Origin of the sequence: Anaeromassilibacillus sp. D41t1_190614_C2, assembly GCF_015558525.1 — a bacterium.
Lineage (GTDB): Bacteria > Bacillota > Clostridia > Oscillospirales > Acutalibacteraceae > Anaeromassilibacillus > Anaeromassilibacillus stercoravium.
The window spans coordinates 202,120-217,494 of sequence record NZ_JADMOD010000002.1 but is presented as its reverse complement, the minus strand read 5'-3'; the positions used below and the strand labels follow the sequence as shown (position 1 = coordinate 217,494).

Here is a 15,375-nt window from a genome sequence, read left to right as displayed (position 1 = left end):
AGGAGGAATTGGAAATGGCAAAGTTGATTGATGGGAAGGCAGTTTCCGCAAGTGTGCGCGCACAGGTGGCAGAGGAAGTCGAGCAGCTCAAGCAGCAGGGCGTGACGCCCGGCCTGGCGGTGGTCATCGTCGGCGACGATCCGGCATCCCGCACCTATGTAAACAATAAGAAAAAGGCCTGCGCACAGACGGGCATCTATTCGGAAGAGTATGCCCTGCCTGCCACGACCACGCAGGAAGAACTGATGGAGCTCATTGAGAAGTTGAACAACAAGAAGGACATCAACGGCATTTTGGTGCAGTCCCCGCTGCCGAACGGCTTGGACGAAGAAGCTGTGGTGGAGGCCATCGTGCCGGAAAAGGATGTGGACGCATTCCATCCTTCCAACGTGGGCCGCATCATGATCGGCAATTTCCATTTTCTGCCCTGCACGCCGGCGGGCATCATCGAACTGCTCCGTTCGCAGGATATTGAGATCCAGGGCAAGGAATGCGTCGTAATCGGCCGGAGCAACATTGTCGGCAAACCGATGGCCATGCTCCTGCTACATAACAACGGGACTGTGACGATCTGCCACAGCAAGACGAAAAACCTCAAGGAAATCTGCAAACGCGCGGATATCTTGGTCGCTGCGGTGGGCAAACCGAAATTCGTCACGGCAGACATGGTCAAGCCCGGCGCGGTTGTGATCGATGTGGGAATGGACCGCGACGAGAACGGCAAGCTCTGCGGCGATGTGGACTTTGCCGAGGTGGAGAAGATCGCTGGATATATCACGCCGGTTCCGGGCGGCGTGGGGCCCATGACGATCGCCATGCTCCTGCGCAACACCCTGACGGCGGCCCGGCTGCAAAACGGGCTTTCGATGTAAAACGGCCCACAGTGCAATACTGGGGGCTTTCGGATGGAGAACCTTATCAATCAGATCAATCAACCGGACGATTTGCAGAATCTCTCGGAGAAGGAGTTGGAGATGCTCTGCTCGGAGATCCGGGAGAAGATTATTCAAACGGTCGCTCACAACGGCGGCCATTTGGCCTCCAACCTGGGCGTGGTGGAATTGACCGTTGCCCTGCACCGGGTGTTCCATGCGCCGCAGGACAAGATTGTCTGGGATGTGGGCCATCAGGCCTACACCCATAAGATCCTCACAGGCCGGCGGGAGCAGATCGACACCATCCGCACGCGCGGCGGCCTCTGCGGGTATCCCAACCGGGCGGAAAGCCCGTATGACCCGTTCAATGCAGGGCATGCCAGCACCGCCATTTCTGCTGCTTACGGGATGGCGGTTGCGAAGAAGGTCCGTCACGAGCCGGGGCATGTGATCGCGGTCATTGGGGATGGTTCTTTGACGGGCGGCATGGCCTATGAAGGATTGAACAATGCAGGGCGTTTCCCAAAGAATTTTATTGTGATCTTAAACGACAATAAGATGTCGATCTCCCGCAGCGTGGGGGCGATGGCGCGCTACTTGGCGCAGATTCGCACCAAACCGGGGTATCTGCGCGCTAAGGGGAATCTGGAATCCGCGCTCGATAAGCTGCCGGGGGTAGGCCCCTCCTTGCATCGCGCTATTTCCGGCGCAAAGACGGCGGTCAAACATCTGCTGTACAACAATACCTTGTTCGAAGATATGGGTTTTGTCTACTACGGTCCCTTTGACGGTCATAACCTTCCGCAGCTATTGGAGGTCTTGGAAAATGCCAAGCACATTGAGCACCCGATTTTGCTGCATGTTATTACGGCAAAGGGCAAGGGGTATTCCTTTGCGGAGGAGAACCCCGGCGTATTTCACGGGATTTCCAAGTTTGATGTGAACACAGGCAAGAAGCTCTCCAACAGCGAGGACTTTTCCAGCCAGTTTGGGCAGTACCTCTGCGAGGCAGCTGCAAATAACCGGAGCATCTGTGCGATTACGGCAGCGATGCAGATGGGGACGGGCCTGACCGAGTTTGCCAAACGGTTCCCAGACCGCTTTTTCGATACGGGCATTGCGGAGGAACACGCTGTGACGTTTGCGGGCGGGCTGGCGGCCGGTGGAATGCGGCCGGTGTGTGCGATTTATTCGACGTTCCTTCAGCGCGGCTATGATCAGATCATCCACGACGCGGCGCTGCAAAATGTAAAGGTCACCTTTGCCATCGACCGCGCTGGCGTGGTGGGGGAGGACGGCGAGACGCACCAGGGCATTTTTGATGCGGCCTTTTTGAATACCATCCCCAATTGCACGGTGTTTTCGCCCGCGTATTACGACGAGCTGCGGAAAGACCTTCAAACGGCGCTGTACGATTGCGAAGGGGTGGCTGCGGTCCGTTACCCGCGGGGAGGGCAGCTTTTCCGCCCGTACGATTATCAACCGAGTGGGAAGGCGTTTGACCTCTATGGGGACGAAGGCGCCGGTACCGTGCTGGTAACGTATGGCCGTCTGTTTTCGTTCGCATGCGAGGCGTTTTCCCGTTGGAAAAAGCAGGGGATTTCTGTGCATATTGTCAAGCTCAACCGTATCAAGCCGGTATCAGCCGGGGCGGTCGAGGCCGCCAAGGGCGCCAAGCATGTCTTTTTCTTTGAAGAGGGCATCGAGCAGGGCGGCGTGGGTGAGCACTTTGAACATCTGCTGCATGAAGCTGGATTCCACGGCGCCTATGTACTGCGCGCCATCCAAGGGTTTGTGCGGCACGCGACCATGCAGGAATCCTTGCATGATTTGGGATTGGACGCCGACGGGATATACCGCACGGTGACGGACACCCTACAGAATTGGAAATAGAATCAAAAATTATACTATATACCCTGAAAACAGAGATACAAATAGAGATATTAGGAGTAAAAAAGTGGCGGAGAAAAAAAGGCTGGATTGCCTGCTCTTTGAGCAGGGGCTTGCGCAGAGCCGTGAAAAGGCGCGCGCTATGATTATGGCGGGCAACGTCTATGTGGACAATCAAAAATCTGATAAACCCGGCACCATGCTGCCGCTTACGGCGAAGATTGAAGTGCGCGGGGCGGCGCTCCCCTATGTCAGCAGGGGTGGGCTGAAGCTGGAAAAGGCGATGGAGCAGTTTCCCATTTCCCTGGAAAACAAGGTTTGCATGGACATCGGCGCATCCACGGGCGGTTTTACGGACTGCATGCTGCAAAACGGTGCGCGAAAGGTGTATGCCATCGACGTCGGCTATGGGCAGTTGGCCTGGAAACTGCGCACCGATGCGCGTGTGGTGAATTTGGAGCGCACCAATGTGCGCTATTTGACGGACGAACAGGTCCCGGAGCCGGTGGATTTTTTCAGTGTGGACGTTTCCTTCATCTCCCTATGCCTAGTGTTGCCTGTGGCACGGAAATTCTTGGCGGATGGCGGGCAGGCGGTATGCCTGATCAAACCCCAGTTCGAGGCCGGGCGCGGCAAGGTGGGGAAGAAGGGCGTGGTGCGCGAGCCTTCTATCCATGTGGAAGTGGTGGAAAAGATCGTACATTTTGTCCTGGAAAACGGCTTTTCGGTGGAAGGTTTGACCTTCTCTCCGGTGAAAGGGCCGGAGGGGAATATCGAATACCTGGCGTTCCTCTCCAAATCCGAGCAGACCCACAGCGTCCCTCTGGATATTCCGGCGCTGGTGGAGGAGTCGCACAGGGTGTTAAATGGTGGTGAGTCGCATTGAATGTCTTTGTTATGCCAAACCTAACCAAGAGAAATGCTCTGTTTCATACGGAACGCATCGTCGGCCAACTGCACCGCTTTGGGATGGAAGTTTCGATGGATTGCCGGTATCGGATGGACTTTCCGGAGAGCGGCGTCCAGTTTTGTGAAGATTTTTATCAGGGGCTGGCGGCCTGTGACATTGTTGTGGCGGTCGGCGGCGACGGGACCATCATCCATGCGGCCAAACATGCGGCGATGGCCGGGAAGCCTGTGTTGGGCATCAACGTGGGCCGCCTGGGATTTGTGGCAGGCTTGGAAGCGGATGAGCTGGAAAAGCTGGAAGGGCTTGTCACCGGAAAGTATGCCGTTGAGAACCGGATGCTTTTGCAGGTGGATACTGTGTTAGACGGTGCGCATCAGACGTATTACGCATTGAACGACGCGGTGATCTCCCGCGGGTCGCTCTCCCGAATCCTCGATTTTAAGGTGCTATTCAACAGTGCAAATATGTGCGGCTACCGGGCGGATGGCCTGATTTTTTCCACGCCGACCGGGTCCACCGCCTACTCGCTTTCCGCAGGTGGGCCCGTGATCGACCCAAGCATGGAGTGTATTTTGCTGACGCCGATCTGTCCGCATTCCCTGTTTGCCAGGACCGTTGTCTTTGGCGGCGATGCCGTTTTAGAGGCCCATGCGGTGCGGGATGAGGACAGCGAGGTCTTTTTGACCGTCGACGGGGAGCGCGCGCTTCCGGTGCCGGACCAATGCGCCATCTATATCCGGCGTTCAGGGTATCGGGCGCAGATTATCAAGCTCAAACAGAACAATTTCTATGAAGTACTCAATCAAAAATTAGCGGAGAGGAGATCCTGAAATGAAAACGAGGCGGCATGCCAAAATCTTGGAGCTTATCAATGAACACAGCGTCGACACGCAGGAGGAACTGCTGCGGCTCCTTCGGGAGGATGGATTTGATGTGACGCAGGCGACCGTTTCCCGCGACATCAAGGAACTTCGGCTGGTGAAAACCCTCTCCAACGATGGCAAATACCGCTATTCGACCGGCAAGGAAACGGGAAAGGACCTGTCTTCTAAGTTCTTTTCGCTGTTGGCGGATTCTTCCATCTCCATTGACTGCGCGCGCAACATCGTCGTCATCAAGGCGTTGACCGGAATGGCACAGGCGATTTGCGCCGCTATGGACGGCCTTCATTGGGAATCCGTGGTGGGGACTCTTGCGGGGGACGACACGATCTTTGTCGTGACGCGGGACGATGAATCCGCGGAACGCTTGGTGGCGGAACTGAAAAGGATTGTCGGGTGATGAGCGATGTTGACCCAGCTTTATATTGAAAATATCGCGGTGATTGAGCGGGCATCCATCGACTTTCAAGGAGGCTTTAACGTCCTTACGGGTGAAACAGGCGCAGGAAAGTCGATTTTGATTGATTCGCTGCACGCCGTGTTGGGGGAGCGCACTTCGCGGGATCTGATCCGCACAGGGGCGCGCTCTGCCTTTGTCAGCGCAACATTCTCCGATGTGGAGGAAAACGTTCTGGAAGCCATCCGGGAGCTTGGATATGCAGCGGAGGAGGACGGGACGCTTCTGTTGCAGCGTGAAATCAGCGCAGAGGGGAAATCCTCCTGCCGCATCAACAGCCGGCCGGCGACCGTTTCGGTTCTGCGTGAGATCGGCGCACAGCTGATCAATATCCATGGCCAACATGAGAGCTATGGGCTGCTGTCCCCGGAGTCCCATATGGGCTATCTGGACCGGATGGGCGTTCCCCAAGCGCTCCTGCAGGCGTATCAAGAGGCGTATCGCCGCATGAACCGCGTAAAAAAGGAGCTGGAAGGCTTCCAGATGGATGAAGCCCAGAAAGCGCGGCAGATCGACTTGCTGACCTATCAAATCGGCGAATTGGAGGCGGCCCAGCTGCGGCCGGGAGAGCAGGAAGAGCTGACCGAACGGCGCGACCTCTATCGGAACAGCGAAAAGATCGCCGGTGCGTTGCAGGCGGCGAAGTTGGCGCTGGATGGAGAGGACGAGGCGGAAGGGGCGCTCTCGGCGGTGACCGACGCAGCGGATGCCCTGGCCGATGCAGGGCGGTATCTGCCCGCGGCAGCCTCCCTGGAGGAGCGGCTGCGCAGTGTACAATACGAGCTGGAGGACTGTAACACAGAGATCGGAGGCCTGGCCGATGGCTTGGAGTACGATCCGGAGGAATTGGAGCAGATCGAAGGCCGGTTGGATCAGTTGTACCGGCTCGGCTTGAAATACGGCGGCAGCGTGGAGGAGATGCTCGCCTTTTTGGAAGATTGCAAAAAGCAGCTCTCCGATATCGAACTTTCCGATGCGCATATCGCGCGTTTGACGAAAGAACATCAGGAAGCCGAGGCCGAAGCTTGGCGCTGTGCAAAAGCGCTTTCCGCCAAGCGGCAAGAGGTCGCCGCTCTGTTTGCAAAGCGCGTGCAGGAAGAGTTGACCTTCCTGGACATGCCGAACGTGACGTTTCTGGTACAGCGCGAGGAAGGGGCACTTAGTCCCTCCGGATGCGATCGAGTACAGTTTTTGATCTCTACCAACCCGGGCGAACCGGCTAAGCCATTGGCGAAGATCGCTTCGGGCGGCGAGCTTTCCCGGATCATGCTGGCGATCAAGACCGTATTGGCGGGTACGGATCACATCGGAACGCTGATCTTTGACGAAATTGACACCGGGATCAGCGGCAGTGCAGCACAAAAGGTAGGGCTCAAGCTGCGGGAGGTATCGCGCACCCGGCAGGTGATTTGTGTCACGCATTTGGCGCAGATCGCTTCCCTGGCGGACGCCCATTTCCAGATCAAAAAGCATGTGGAGCACGACCGCACCTACACCAACGTGACAGCGCTCGATCATGAGGGGCGCAAACGGGAGTTGGCACGGATTATGGGCGGCACCGAGATCACCGAGCTTTTGCTGCAAAATGCGGAAGAAATGCTGCAAATGGCGAAGAAAACGCCTTGACAGTTTGAAACCCGTTGGATATAATGAGAGCAATGGCATCGAAGGGAAGAAGTACGCGGAATGCGGCTGGCAAAGAGAGCCTGCGGTTGGTGGAAGCGGGAGCAGCGGTCTGCGGAAATACATCCTGGAGCCGCCGGGTGGAACGCCAGATGGTCAGTAGATCCGGCCGGGGTGGCGCACGTTAACGCGCACGGGTATGGTTGTACCCATGAGGCCGCATTCGTGAGGGTGCGGTAAACTGAGGTGGTACCGCGGAATTTCTCCGCCCTCTGCAAAAATCGCAGGGGGCGTTTTCTTTTGCCCCCAACACAGAATGGAGGAAAACAAATGGGCGTTTACGACGAACTGAAAGCGCGCGGTTTAATCGCGCAGACGACCAACGAGGAAAAGATCCGGGATCTGTTGAACAACGACAAGATCACCTTCTACATCGGCTTTGACCCGACAGCGGACAGTCTGCATGTGGGCCACTTTGTCCAGATCATGGTGATGTCCTGGATGCAGAAGGCCGGGCATGTGCCGATCGCCCTGTTCGGCGGCGGCACGGGCATGATCGGCGACCCGTCCGGAAAGACCGACATGCGCAAGATGCTCACCAAGGAGACCATCGACCACAACATCGCCTGTTTCCAGAAGCAGATGTCCCGCCTGATCGACTTTTCCGAGGGGAAAGCGATTATGGCGAACAACGGCGATTGGCTGCTTAACCTGAATTACATTGACTTCTTGCGCGAGGTGGGCGTGCATTTCTCCGTCAACCGGATGCTGGCGGCAGAGTGCTACAAGCAGCGTTTGGAGCGCGGCCTCTCCTTCTTCGAGCTGAATTACATGCTGATGCAGAGCTACGATTTTCTCGAGCTCAACCATCGCTACAACTGTGTGATGGAGCTGGGCGGCGACGACCAGTGGAGCAACATCATCGGCGGCGTGGAGCTGCTCCGCCGCAAAGAGGCCAAAGAGGTCTACGGCATGACCTTCACCTTGCTCACGACCAGCGAGGGCAAGAAGATGGGCAAGACCGAAAAGGGCGCCGTCTGGCTCGACCCGGAAAAGACTTCGCCGTTTGAATTCTACCAGTACTGGCGCAATGTGGACGACGCAGACGTCATCCGTTGCCTGAAAATTTTGACCTTCCTGCCGCTGGAAGAGATCAACGAGCTGGAAAAGCTCGAAGGCGGCGAGCTCAACAAGGCAAAAGAGATCCTCGCCTATGAGGTCACCAAGTTGATCCACGGCGAAGAAGAGGCGAAGAAGGCCCAGGAGGGTGCGCGCGCCTTGTTCGGCAAGGGCGCAAATACCGACAATATGCCTTCTACTGCGATCACCGAGGCGGACTTCACCGACGGGGAAATCGGCGTGCTTGACCTGATGGTTAAGACAAAGCTTGCTCCGTCCCGCGCGGAAGGCCGCAGATTGATTGAGCAGGGCGGCGTTGCGGTAGACGATGTGAAGGTACCGTCGATTTCTGCGAAACTTTCCCTGGAGAAGGACTTCGAAAAGAAGTATGTGATTATTAAAAAGGGTAAGAAAGTGTTCCACAAAGTAACACTGGAATAACCAAGACCAATGAATAAATATCCCCCGGCTCCGCCGCCGGGGGATATTTATTGTAGTTTGCAGAAAAAGTCAAAGGACAGCAGTTGGGACGATACGCTGTCCTTTGACTTTTATCCTTTTTCCATTCAGAATGAAATACTCCCGTTGGGCGGCTGCTTAATTTTCTTTCCTGCGTTTCCGCATAGCCGCCAATCCAACGTTTTTATATGCCGTTTCCGTTGGAGGCTGGTGAATAACAGTAATTTTCGAAAGGTTTACAATGTGAAACCGATTTTTCTCTGTGCAGGCCAAGGGCAATCCCGCCATTGTCCGCTGTCTTGCTCTGCTTTTCCAGTCAACAGGTCTGTGGCGGCGTCTGCAATATAGCCCAGGTAACTTCCAGCGGAGCTGTCACCGCATAGCAATTTCCACATAAGACCGCCAAAAAGATAAGACTGGGCAAATTCGCGCCAGCTATGCAGTTCCTCCACAACCTTTTGAGAGAGATCCCAGAGAATACCAACAGCTTCGCTTTCCGTGAGCCAGCCTAAATAGCAGCCCCAACGGGTCAGCATCGCCGCCCGGCCAATATCCCATCCAGCCATAAAGCCAGGGGCATATTGGCTTTTATACCGTTGTGCAAACCGCCATGCCCGCCTGGTAGACTCACAGTCATCCTCGTCCATGGTTTCGTCTATCAGTTCCTCCGGCGAGGATGCCTCACTATAAAGCTGATACCGCAGGATATAGCCCTCCTGTGCTAAATAGCGGATCATATCCAGCAGATCGCTACGACCATTTATCCCCCAGGAGCGGCGTACAAGGGACACGACTTTCTGTTCCATGACTGGGATATGTTCCTCCACATCCATACTATACAGATTGTGGTCGTTAAGGGTCGATACAATACCAGACAGCAAGATGCCAAAGCGTTCCCATTTTGCGTCATTTTTTTGGTAAGGAATCGGTTCTGGCTCAGGGATGGCCTCAAGCCGAGCCATCGTTTCATCCAAGGTAATATAAAGGTTTTGCTCCAGTTCTAAATTCCATACGGGTTCTTCCTCTTCGTCGGCATCCTCCATCTCCAGCATTTCCAGAGCCGCCGCGAGAACGCCCATATCTTCTCCAAAAAGTTGCCCCATCAAGTTCTCTGTAGTGGAAGCAGTAGCTTCAGCGACTTTCTCATTGACCATTTTTTGTAATAGTTCCTCATTGACGGCCATTTGTGCCACACCATCGGCCCCTAATATCTGACCAAGAATTTCTACTTGCCGCTCCGTGCTGGCATGGATCTGTTCCTCTGCCTCAGCAGCAGATATAGATGCTTCTTTTTCAGAGCTGGAAACCTCGAGGTTATTAACCAGTTCTTCGCTTTTTTCAAAAGTCTTTTTCATCGCATCGGCGGCCTTCTCACGGGCTTGTTGCGCCCGTTTCCTAATTTCGTTTATATCCATCTTTTTTTCTGTCCTCCTCATCAGGGGGGAGCGTATGCCATGCCGGAGGTTTTTGGCGGCGTGTAAACAGCTTTTTGATCCGTCTTAATATTGCTTCTATAAAATGAAACCACAGATTACCAAATATAAATACCACCAAAAGGAACAGCAGGATCGCTCCAATTTCTCCCAAAGGCATTTTAACCTCACTTTGTTGCAAATCTGTTCATAAAGAAGTCAGTAAAAGCGGCCAACTCCTCGTCCTGCGAAACATAGACATATAGCTTTTCATCTTCCAGCCAATCATAGGCATTGATACCGATATATCCTTTTTTATCTGGGTAAATGATAAACGCATCGGTAGGGTATTTGTTTCGATAGGCTTTCAAAATTTCAGAGCGGCGATAGTAGGTCGGATCACCACAGCCGGAAAGATCGGGTACCGTGGGAACGACCACAATCGTTTGACTGGCCTCGTTCCAGCCGACAATTAAATTTCCGATTTTCGTTTTACTCCCATGAACAAATCCATAATTGAAGCGGCTCACATCCTCGGTATATCCGAAAATCAGCCTATAATTGTCCCCGCCTTCAACGACCTGGTTAAATAGAGCGCGCATTTTCTTTGCATTTGCATGGCTCTTTTCCATATCGATTTCCGGTCCCTTAAACAACTTGCTAAAAAAGCCCATACTTTTTCCTCCTAAATATGTATTTTTGAAAATGAATGGCGATCAATCTATGGCGTCCGACAAAACACATTCCATCTCCGCCAGGCTCATGCCACGGATCAATAGATAGTCCCCTCTTGTTTCTACAATGTAGGGCTGTAGCCGTTGCAAAGCCCTGTGATACTCCAAAAAGCCGAGGTTTTCCTCTTTTGTCAAGCTAACAAACGTCAGCGCCCACAGCGAAACCGTCTCTCCCTCAATCTCGTATAGCGTTTCTGGTGCTATTGGCAAGATGGTATCCACCGTTTCCGAAAAGGGAAAGCTAACCATTAAACCGCCGTTCTCCAATTCAAATACATGGGGGTTGGCTTCATAGGCTTGCGACCACATATCGTCAGGCTTTGCAGCACTAGAATTGTCCGTTCCCATTTCAAATAACAGGTGCTGATGAACAACGGCGTTCCCTTTTTCGACATATTGAATGGACTCGGCTCCGCCAAACGCCAAAGCCGGAGCAAAGAAAAAAATCTCATTCTCTGCAAGGCCGCCATGCTTAGCGGATGCCTCTTGGAATAAGTCCACTCGCAAAAATTGTTCCGCAAAGTTTTCAGCGGGAAGGATACGCTCAAAAAAATCGGAAAAACCGGTAGAAAAACTGCCTGATCTGCGGTAGTGAATGTCCAGCAAACACATATCGCCGGCTGTTTCAGATCGTTTGCGGTAAATAAAAAGTGTTCCGAATCCAGTCATTAAAATGGGGAAGCAATCTTCCTGCTCACCCAGCCAAAGTGTGAGCGTATCAATATAATCCGTAGGATCTATAATTTTCAGTAATCCTCCGCCATAATTTCCGAAGCCATATTCCTGCCAAAAGTCAAGGAGTTCTGCCGGCAGTTTTCCTTGAAATTGTTCCAGCGTTTCAGCGGTTGGTTTTCGCAAGTCATTACCCGGCGGATATTTGTTTACGAACAGATCAAATACGTTCATCGTGTGTCCTCCTTTGTTTGGTTTTCGTTCTCATAGCCATAAAATAAAGATAAATAATAAAATTTGTTTTTATTTTGAGTAAAGTAAAATCCATCTGAATATGACGCCAAACCATAATATTCGGACGGATTTTTCATTCCCACCCATCAAGGAGTGGGGGCTGTTTTCAATTTCTCCAAGGCATCCACAATCGCATTCAGTTGAAAATCGACCGTCTCATCAGCGGCCTCCGGAACAAACAAGGGAAGCGTATTGGGGATGGCTCTGCGTACAACCATCGCTGTCAAACTTAAATTCGTAAATAGATTGATCCTTGCTGTATCTGCCCTTATTCCAAAGTTTTCTAAAATTTCTCCAAAAAGACGAAGTTGCTTTTGGCGGAACACTTGATAGCTTTCCTTTGATAGACGCTTGAAAATGAGCTGTTGTTCTTCAATCGTTAAAACAGCAATTCCATTTTTTTCTCCATAACAACAGGCATGGAGAAATTGTTTCACTGCGTCACGCCAGCTTAAAGCAGGATCGGCCATCAGCGTTTGTACATACTTGATGATTTTGGGCTGTTGCAAGTAAAGCGTTTCAACAATCAAATCTTCTTTCGTTGCGAAAAAGGAATAGAAGAACGTTCGCGAAATACCAACTTTTTTATATACTTGCTCCACGGTTGTATGTTGTATGCCTTGTTTTGCCATTAGGTCAAGCCCAACTGTAACAAGCTGCATCCTAATACGTTCTCTGTCCTCGTCAGAATAAGCAACCTTTGGCACTCCGTCACCTTCTCATAATAAAAACAAATTCTAAATTTTGACTTTATTTTACCACATCGAATAGGATAACGCAAGAACGAAATAGCACAGCTCTGATCTTCTCAAACACTGATACTTCCGGAAAGCGCACATTTTGGCAAGCAGGGCAAGTATGGCCACACTTGCCCATTTTTGTCATCTGAAAATCACTCGCTAGGCGAGTGGTTTTCAGATGACAAAAAGGCTTGCAGCCGTTGAAAAGCGGCGCAAGCCTTTTTTATGCAATATAATCGTTTCTAAACACATTAGGAGAAATAAAGCGAAGAAACTGCTTGGATTTTGACAGCAAGAGGCTGAAGCAAACGCTCAAATTTGCAGCAGCATCTGCTATCGTTTGCTCTCCGAAAAAGCGTGCGCCTCATCCAACCATCCCAAAATCTCGCTGTTGAGCTCGCTAGCGTTTTGGATCACGACATGGTGAGTCCAGCGGTTGGGGTAAGGTTCGACGGCAATCGCGATGCGCGGGGAGTCCATGCGGTGCGAGAGCCCAAAAGAAAGGATCAGATAGTGCTCCGGACGTCCCTTCACCTTTCGGAATGGCAGCGAAACAAAGGCAAATCCATGGCGGCCCGCAAAGGTGATCTGTGTTTTTTGCACCTTGACGTGAATTCCCGGATAGCGCTTTAAAAGTACCGCTTCAATGGATAGGTAGACGTCCAGCATAGCGGGATCTTTTTCAAAAAAGAAGAGTTTTTCTGCACTTACTTCCATGTCGTCAGCTCCTCCATTGTTTTGCGCTTTTTGGCGCGCAGTGGGTCCCCTGGTGCCGCATAGCCAACCGCAATCACCAGGCGCACAGGACGGCGCAAGTGTAACAGTGTTTGCAGTTTTTTCTCTTCAAACCAGCCGAGGATACAGGTGGCCAATCCCTGCGCGGTGGCCTCCGCGGTAAAGTAGGCCGCTGCAATGCCGATATCCACCGAGCGGTAGTCCTGTCCCTTAACTTTTGCGCCAGCACCGGCAGTCAGATTGTAGGGTTCCTCACTGATTACCACAAATGCCGGAACCGATTCTGTGAACGCATTCATCCCGAGGCTGCGGGTGCAGTTGCCCACCGCTTCGGCCTGTTTGCCGGTTACCAATGTAAAATGGTAGGGTTGGGCGTTGCAGGCAGAGGGGGCAAGGCGGGCCGCTTCCAAGCAGGCTAACAGCTTTTCACGCTCCACCGGGCGGGATCTGTCATAGGCGCGGCAGCTCTGGCGCGATTTTGCAATCTCCAGAAAATCCATAGGGAAACCTCCCATTATATAAATTTGGTCAGGTAGCTCGTGGGGAAGTCAAGCGCATCACAACGGAATATAAGAAAAAATTCCAAACAATCCGAAGCGAATTGTTTGGAATTTCTTGTGGCGGAGAGGATGCGACTCGAACGCACAATGCCTTGCGGCACACCACATTTCCAATGTGGCTCCTTACCAATTAGAATACCTCTCCAAATGGCTTTGTTTTGTCATCATCGGTGACAGCTTGATCATTATAACGGATTCTTTTGAAAAAATCAAGGGGGTTTTACAAGATTTTTTAAATTTTGCGTAAATATTTTACTTGCACCGATAGGTGTCCTGTTATAATATAGAAACATATGAATGAAACGCGCAGCAGCCATGGCTTTTGCGCGCAGAAAACAGGAGGATCAAGTACTTTGAAGCGAACAGAGATTAAAGAGCTCTATGCCGGCATGGAAGAGCTCGGAGGAAAGACGGTCACTGTATGCGGTTGGGCGCGCACAATTCGAGATTCGAAAGCGCTCGGATTTATTGATTTGAACGATGGAAGCTGCTTTAAGGGCGTGCAGATCGTTTTTGAGGCGGATAAGCTGCCCAATTATAAGGACATTGCAAAGTTGAATGTTGGTTCTGCCATTGTTGTCACAGGAGAACTGCTCCTGACGCCGGAGGCAAAGCAGCCCTTTGAAATTCATGCCTCGGAGATTATCGTGGAGGGGGCCTCTACGCCGGACTATCCGCTGCAAAAGAAGCGCCATACCATGGAATATTTGCGTACCATCGCACATTTGCGCCCGCGCACCAATACGTTCAGCGCGGCATTCCGTGTGCGCAGTGCAGCGGCCTATGCGATTCACAAATTCTTCAATGAAAATGGCTTTGTCTATGCCCACACGCCTCTCATCACCGGGAGCGACTGCGAAGGGGCAGGCGAGATGTTTACCGTCACGACACTGGACCCAGAGAATCTGCCCCGTACAGAGGATGGCGCTGTTGACTACAGCCAGGACTTCTTCCAGAAGCACACATCTTTGACGGTTTCCGGCCAATTGGAGGCCGAATGCATGGCGATGGCCTTCGGCAAGGTGTACACCTTTGGACCGACCTTCCGTGCGGAAAAGTCCTATACCCAGCGCCATGCGGCGGAGTTTTGGATGATCGAGCCGGAGATCGCCTTCGCAGACTTGCAGGATGACATGCAGCTGGCAGAAGATATGATGAAGTTTGTGATCCGCTATGTGATGGACACCTGCCCGCAGGACATTGCATTCTTTAACCAATTTGTCGATAAAGGGCTTGTAGACCGCTTGAACAACGTGGTGAATTCCGATTTCGCCCGAGTGACCTATACCGAGGCGGTAGAGCTCTTGAAAAAGAACAACGAGAATTTTGAATATAAGGTGGATTGGGGCACCGATTTACAGACCGAGCACGAAAAATACCTCACAGAACAGGTCTTTGGAAAGCCGGTATTTGTGACCGATTACCCGAAGGAGATCAAGGCGTTCTATATGCGCCTGAATGACGATGGCAAAACGGTCGCCGCTGTGGACCTGCTGGTACCCGGCATCGGAGAGATCATCGGCGGAAGCCAGCGTGAGGAGCGTCTGGAGATCCTCCAGCAGCGGATGAAGGACTTCCAGCTGGAAGAGGAAAATTATTGGTGGTATTTGGATCTGCGCAAGTATGGCGGTACAAAACATGCGGGCTTTGGCCTTGGATTTGAGCGCCTTGTGATGTACCTCACTGGAATTGCCAACATCCGCGACGTGTTGCCCTTCCCGCGCACAACCGGTACGGCAGAATTCTAATGGGAAGAATTCTGCGTAAATTTCGATAAGATCTTGCAAAATGACCACATGTCTTTCTTTTCCCTGCTTGTTTTCCAAGCAGATGGGGAAGGAGAACGGCATGTGGCCCTTTTTTGCAGGGAAACAGGTTGCATCCCGTCGTCGATATTGACAAGAATTTGCGCAAAAGTGTCCATAGAATCTGCCTTATTCCAAAAAATGCAAGAAGAGCTTTTTTGACTTGCGTTTTTTTGGTTGATCGATTACAATAGGAAGAGCGCTGAAAC

At 52.2% G+C, this 15,375-nt stretch carries 14 protein-coding genes, 1 tRNA gene and 1 other annotated feature; of the genes, 8 read left to right on the top strand and 7 right to left on the bottom strand.

Features of this window, described 5'->3' with window-relative positions:
- Window positions 1-14 precede the first annotated feature (14 nt).
- From folD to tyrS, 7 genes are all read left to right on the top strand, one after another.
- Window positions 15-872 carry a bifunctional methylenetetrahydrofolate dehydrogenase/methenyltetrahydrofolate cyclohydrolase FolD gene (gene folD / locus I2G69_RS04140; protein ID WP_087231884.1) on the top strand — a complete coding sequence of 286 codons (858 nt, stop codon included), beginning with the start codon at window positions 15-17 and terminating at the stop codon, window positions 870-872.
- 33 nt (window positions 873-905) lie between these two features.
- Window positions 906-2,768 (top strand): 1-deoxy-D-xylulose-5-phosphate synthase, encoded by a 1,863-nt coding sequence (gene dxs / locus I2G69_RS04135; RefSeq protein WP_195560257.1) that lies wholly within the window; start codon window positions 906-908, stop codon window positions 2,766-2,768.
- 64 nt (window positions 2,769-2,832) lie between these two features.
- A complete protein-coding gene (locus I2G69_RS04130; RefSeq protein WP_195560256.1) occupies window positions 2,833-3,651 on the top strand; it encodes a TlyA family RNA methyltransferase in 819 nt (272 codons plus the stop codon).
- Between the two features lie 11 nt (window positions 3,652-3,662).
- On the top strand, window positions 3,663-4,505 hold the full coding sequence (locus I2G69_RS04125; RefSeq protein WP_243252621.1) for an NAD(+)/NADH kinase: 843 nt from the start codon (window positions 3,663-3,665) through the stop codon (window positions 4,503-4,505).
- A gap of 1 nt (window position 4,506) precedes the next feature.
- Window positions 4,507-4,956 carry an arginine repressor gene (locus tag I2G69_RS04120; RefSeq protein ID WP_087231896.1) on the top strand — a complete coding sequence of 150 codons (450 nt, stop codon included), beginning with the start codon at window positions 4,507-4,509 and terminating at the stop codon, window positions 4,954-4,956.
- A 6-nt stretch (window positions 4,957-4,962) separates the two neighbouring features.
- The gene (recN, locus tag I2G69_RS04115) at window positions 4,963-6,639 is read left to right on the top strand and encodes a DNA repair protein RecN (RefSeq protein WP_195560255.1); all 1,677 of its coding nucleotides are present in this window, start codon (window positions 4,963-4,965) and stop codon (window positions 6,637-6,639) included.
- Window positions 6,640-6,668: 29 nt separating this feature from the next.
- Window positions 6,669-6,912 (top strand) — a binding site (T-box leader).
- A 54-nt stretch (window positions 6,913-6,966) separates the two neighbouring features.
- Complete coding sequence (gene tyrS / locus I2G69_RS04110) at window positions 6,967-8,196, top strand: tyrosine--tRNA ligase (RefSeq protein ID WP_191363135.1); 1,230 nt, start codon at window positions 6,967-6,969, stop codon at window positions 8,194-8,196.
- A 254-nt stretch (window positions 8,197-8,450) separates the two neighbouring features.
- On the opposite strand, the gene I2G69_RS04105 is transcribed toward tyrS, so the two are convergent.
- The 7 genes from I2G69_RS04105 to I2G69_RS04075 all read right to left on the bottom strand — a co-directional run bounded on the left by I2G69_RS04105 (window position 8,451) and on the right by I2G69_RS04075 (window position 13,506).
- Complete coding sequence (locus I2G69_RS04105; protein ID WP_191405711.1) at window positions 8,451-9,629, bottom strand: DUF1266 domain-containing protein; 1,179 nt, start codon at window positions 9,627-9,629, stop codon at window positions 8,451-8,453.
- A 185-nt stretch (window positions 9,630-9,814) separates the two neighbouring features.
- Window positions 9,815-10,300: a hypothetical protein gene (locus tag I2G69_RS04100; RefSeq protein ID WP_087231913.1), complete on the bottom strand. Its 486-nt coding sequence runs from the start codon at window positions 10,298-10,300 to the stop codon at window positions 9,815-9,817.
- Between the two features lie 42 nt (window positions 10,301-10,342).
- Window positions 10,343-11,266, bottom strand: coding sequence for a T6SS immunity protein Tdi1 domain-containing protein (locus I2G69_RS04095; protein ID WP_191363137.1), 924 nt, complete (start codon window positions 11,264-11,266; stop codon window positions 10,343-10,345).
- Between the two features lie 146 nt (window positions 11,267-11,412).
- Window positions 11,413-12,033 (bottom strand): TetR/AcrR family transcriptional regulator, encoded by a 621-nt coding sequence (locus I2G69_RS04090; protein ID WP_191363138.1) that lies wholly within the window; start codon window positions 12,031-12,033, stop codon window positions 11,413-11,415.
- A 366-nt stretch (window positions 12,034-12,399) separates the two neighbouring features.
- Window positions 12,400-12,783 carry a DUF5655 domain-containing protein gene (locus I2G69_RS04085; RefSeq protein ID WP_087231922.1) on the bottom strand — a complete coding sequence of 128 codons (384 nt, stop codon included), beginning with the start codon at window positions 12,781-12,783 and terminating at the stop codon, window positions 12,400-12,402.
- Complete coding sequence (locus I2G69_RS04080; RefSeq protein ID WP_195560254.1) at window positions 12,774-13,301, bottom strand: nitroreductase family protein; 528 nt, start codon at window positions 13,299-13,301, stop codon at window positions 12,774-12,776. Before I2G69_RS04080 ends, I2G69_RS04085 begins: the two co-directional genes overlap by 10 nt.
- 118 nt (window positions 13,302-13,419) lie before the next feature.
- A tRNA-Ser gene (locus I2G69_RS04075) sits at window positions 13,420-13,506 on the bottom strand.
- Between the two features lie 208 nt (window positions 13,507-13,714).
- Between I2G69_RS04075 and asnS the strand changes: the two genes are divergently transcribed.
- A complete protein-coding gene (gene asnS, locus I2G69_RS04070; protein WP_087231927.1) occupies window positions 13,715-15,109 on the top strand; it encodes an asparagine--tRNA ligase in 1,395 nt (464 codons plus the stop codon).
- Window positions 15,110-15,375 lie beyond the last annotated feature (266 nt).

What these genes read in the sequence shown, in the direction of transcription:
- folD (WP_087231884.1), top strand. Translation starts at nt 15, where the DNA reads ATGGCAAAGTTGATTGATGGGAAGGCAGTTTCCGCAAGTGTGCGCGCA.
- dxs (WP_195560257.1), top strand. Translation starts at nt 906, where the DNA reads ATGGAGAACCTTATCAATCAGATCAATCAACCGGACGATTTGCAGAAT.
- I2G69_RS04125 (WP_243252621.1), top strand. Translation starts at nt 3,663, where the DNA reads ATGCCAAACCTAACCAAGAGAAATGCTCTGTTTCATACGGAACGCATC.
- I2G69_RS04120 (WP_087231896.1), top strand. Translation starts at nt 4,507, where the DNA reads ATGAAAACGAGGCGGCATGCCAAAATCTTGGAGCTTATCAATGAACAC.
- recN (WP_195560255.1), top strand. Translation starts at nt 4,963, where the DNA reads ATGTTGACCCAGCTTTATATTGAAAATATCGCGGTGATTGAGCGGGCA.
- tyrS (WP_191363135.1), top strand. Translation starts at nt 6,967, where the DNA reads ATGGGCGTTTACGACGAACTGAAAGCGCGCGGTTTAATCGCGCAGACG.
- I2G69_RS04105 (WP_191405711.1), bottom strand. Translation starts at nt 9,629, where the DNA reads ATGGATATAAACGAAATTAGGAAACGGGCGCAACAAGCCCGTGAGAAG.
- I2G69_RS04100 (WP_087231913.1), bottom strand. Translation starts at nt 10,300, where the DNA reads ATGGGCTTTTTTAGCAAGTTGTTTAAGGGACCGGAAATCGATATGGAA.
- I2G69_RS04095 (WP_191363137.1), bottom strand. Translation starts at nt 11,266, where the DNA reads ATGAACGTATTTGATCTGTTCGTAAACAAATATCCGCCGGGTAATGAC.
- I2G69_RS04085 (WP_087231922.1), bottom strand. Translation starts at nt 12,783, where the DNA reads ATGGAAGTAAGTGCAGAAAAACTCTTCTTTTTTGAAAAAGATCCCGCT.
- I2G69_RS04080 (WP_195560254.1), bottom strand. Translation starts at nt 13,301, where the DNA reads ATGGATTTTCTGGAGATTGCAAAATCGCGCCAGAGCTGCCGCGCCTAT.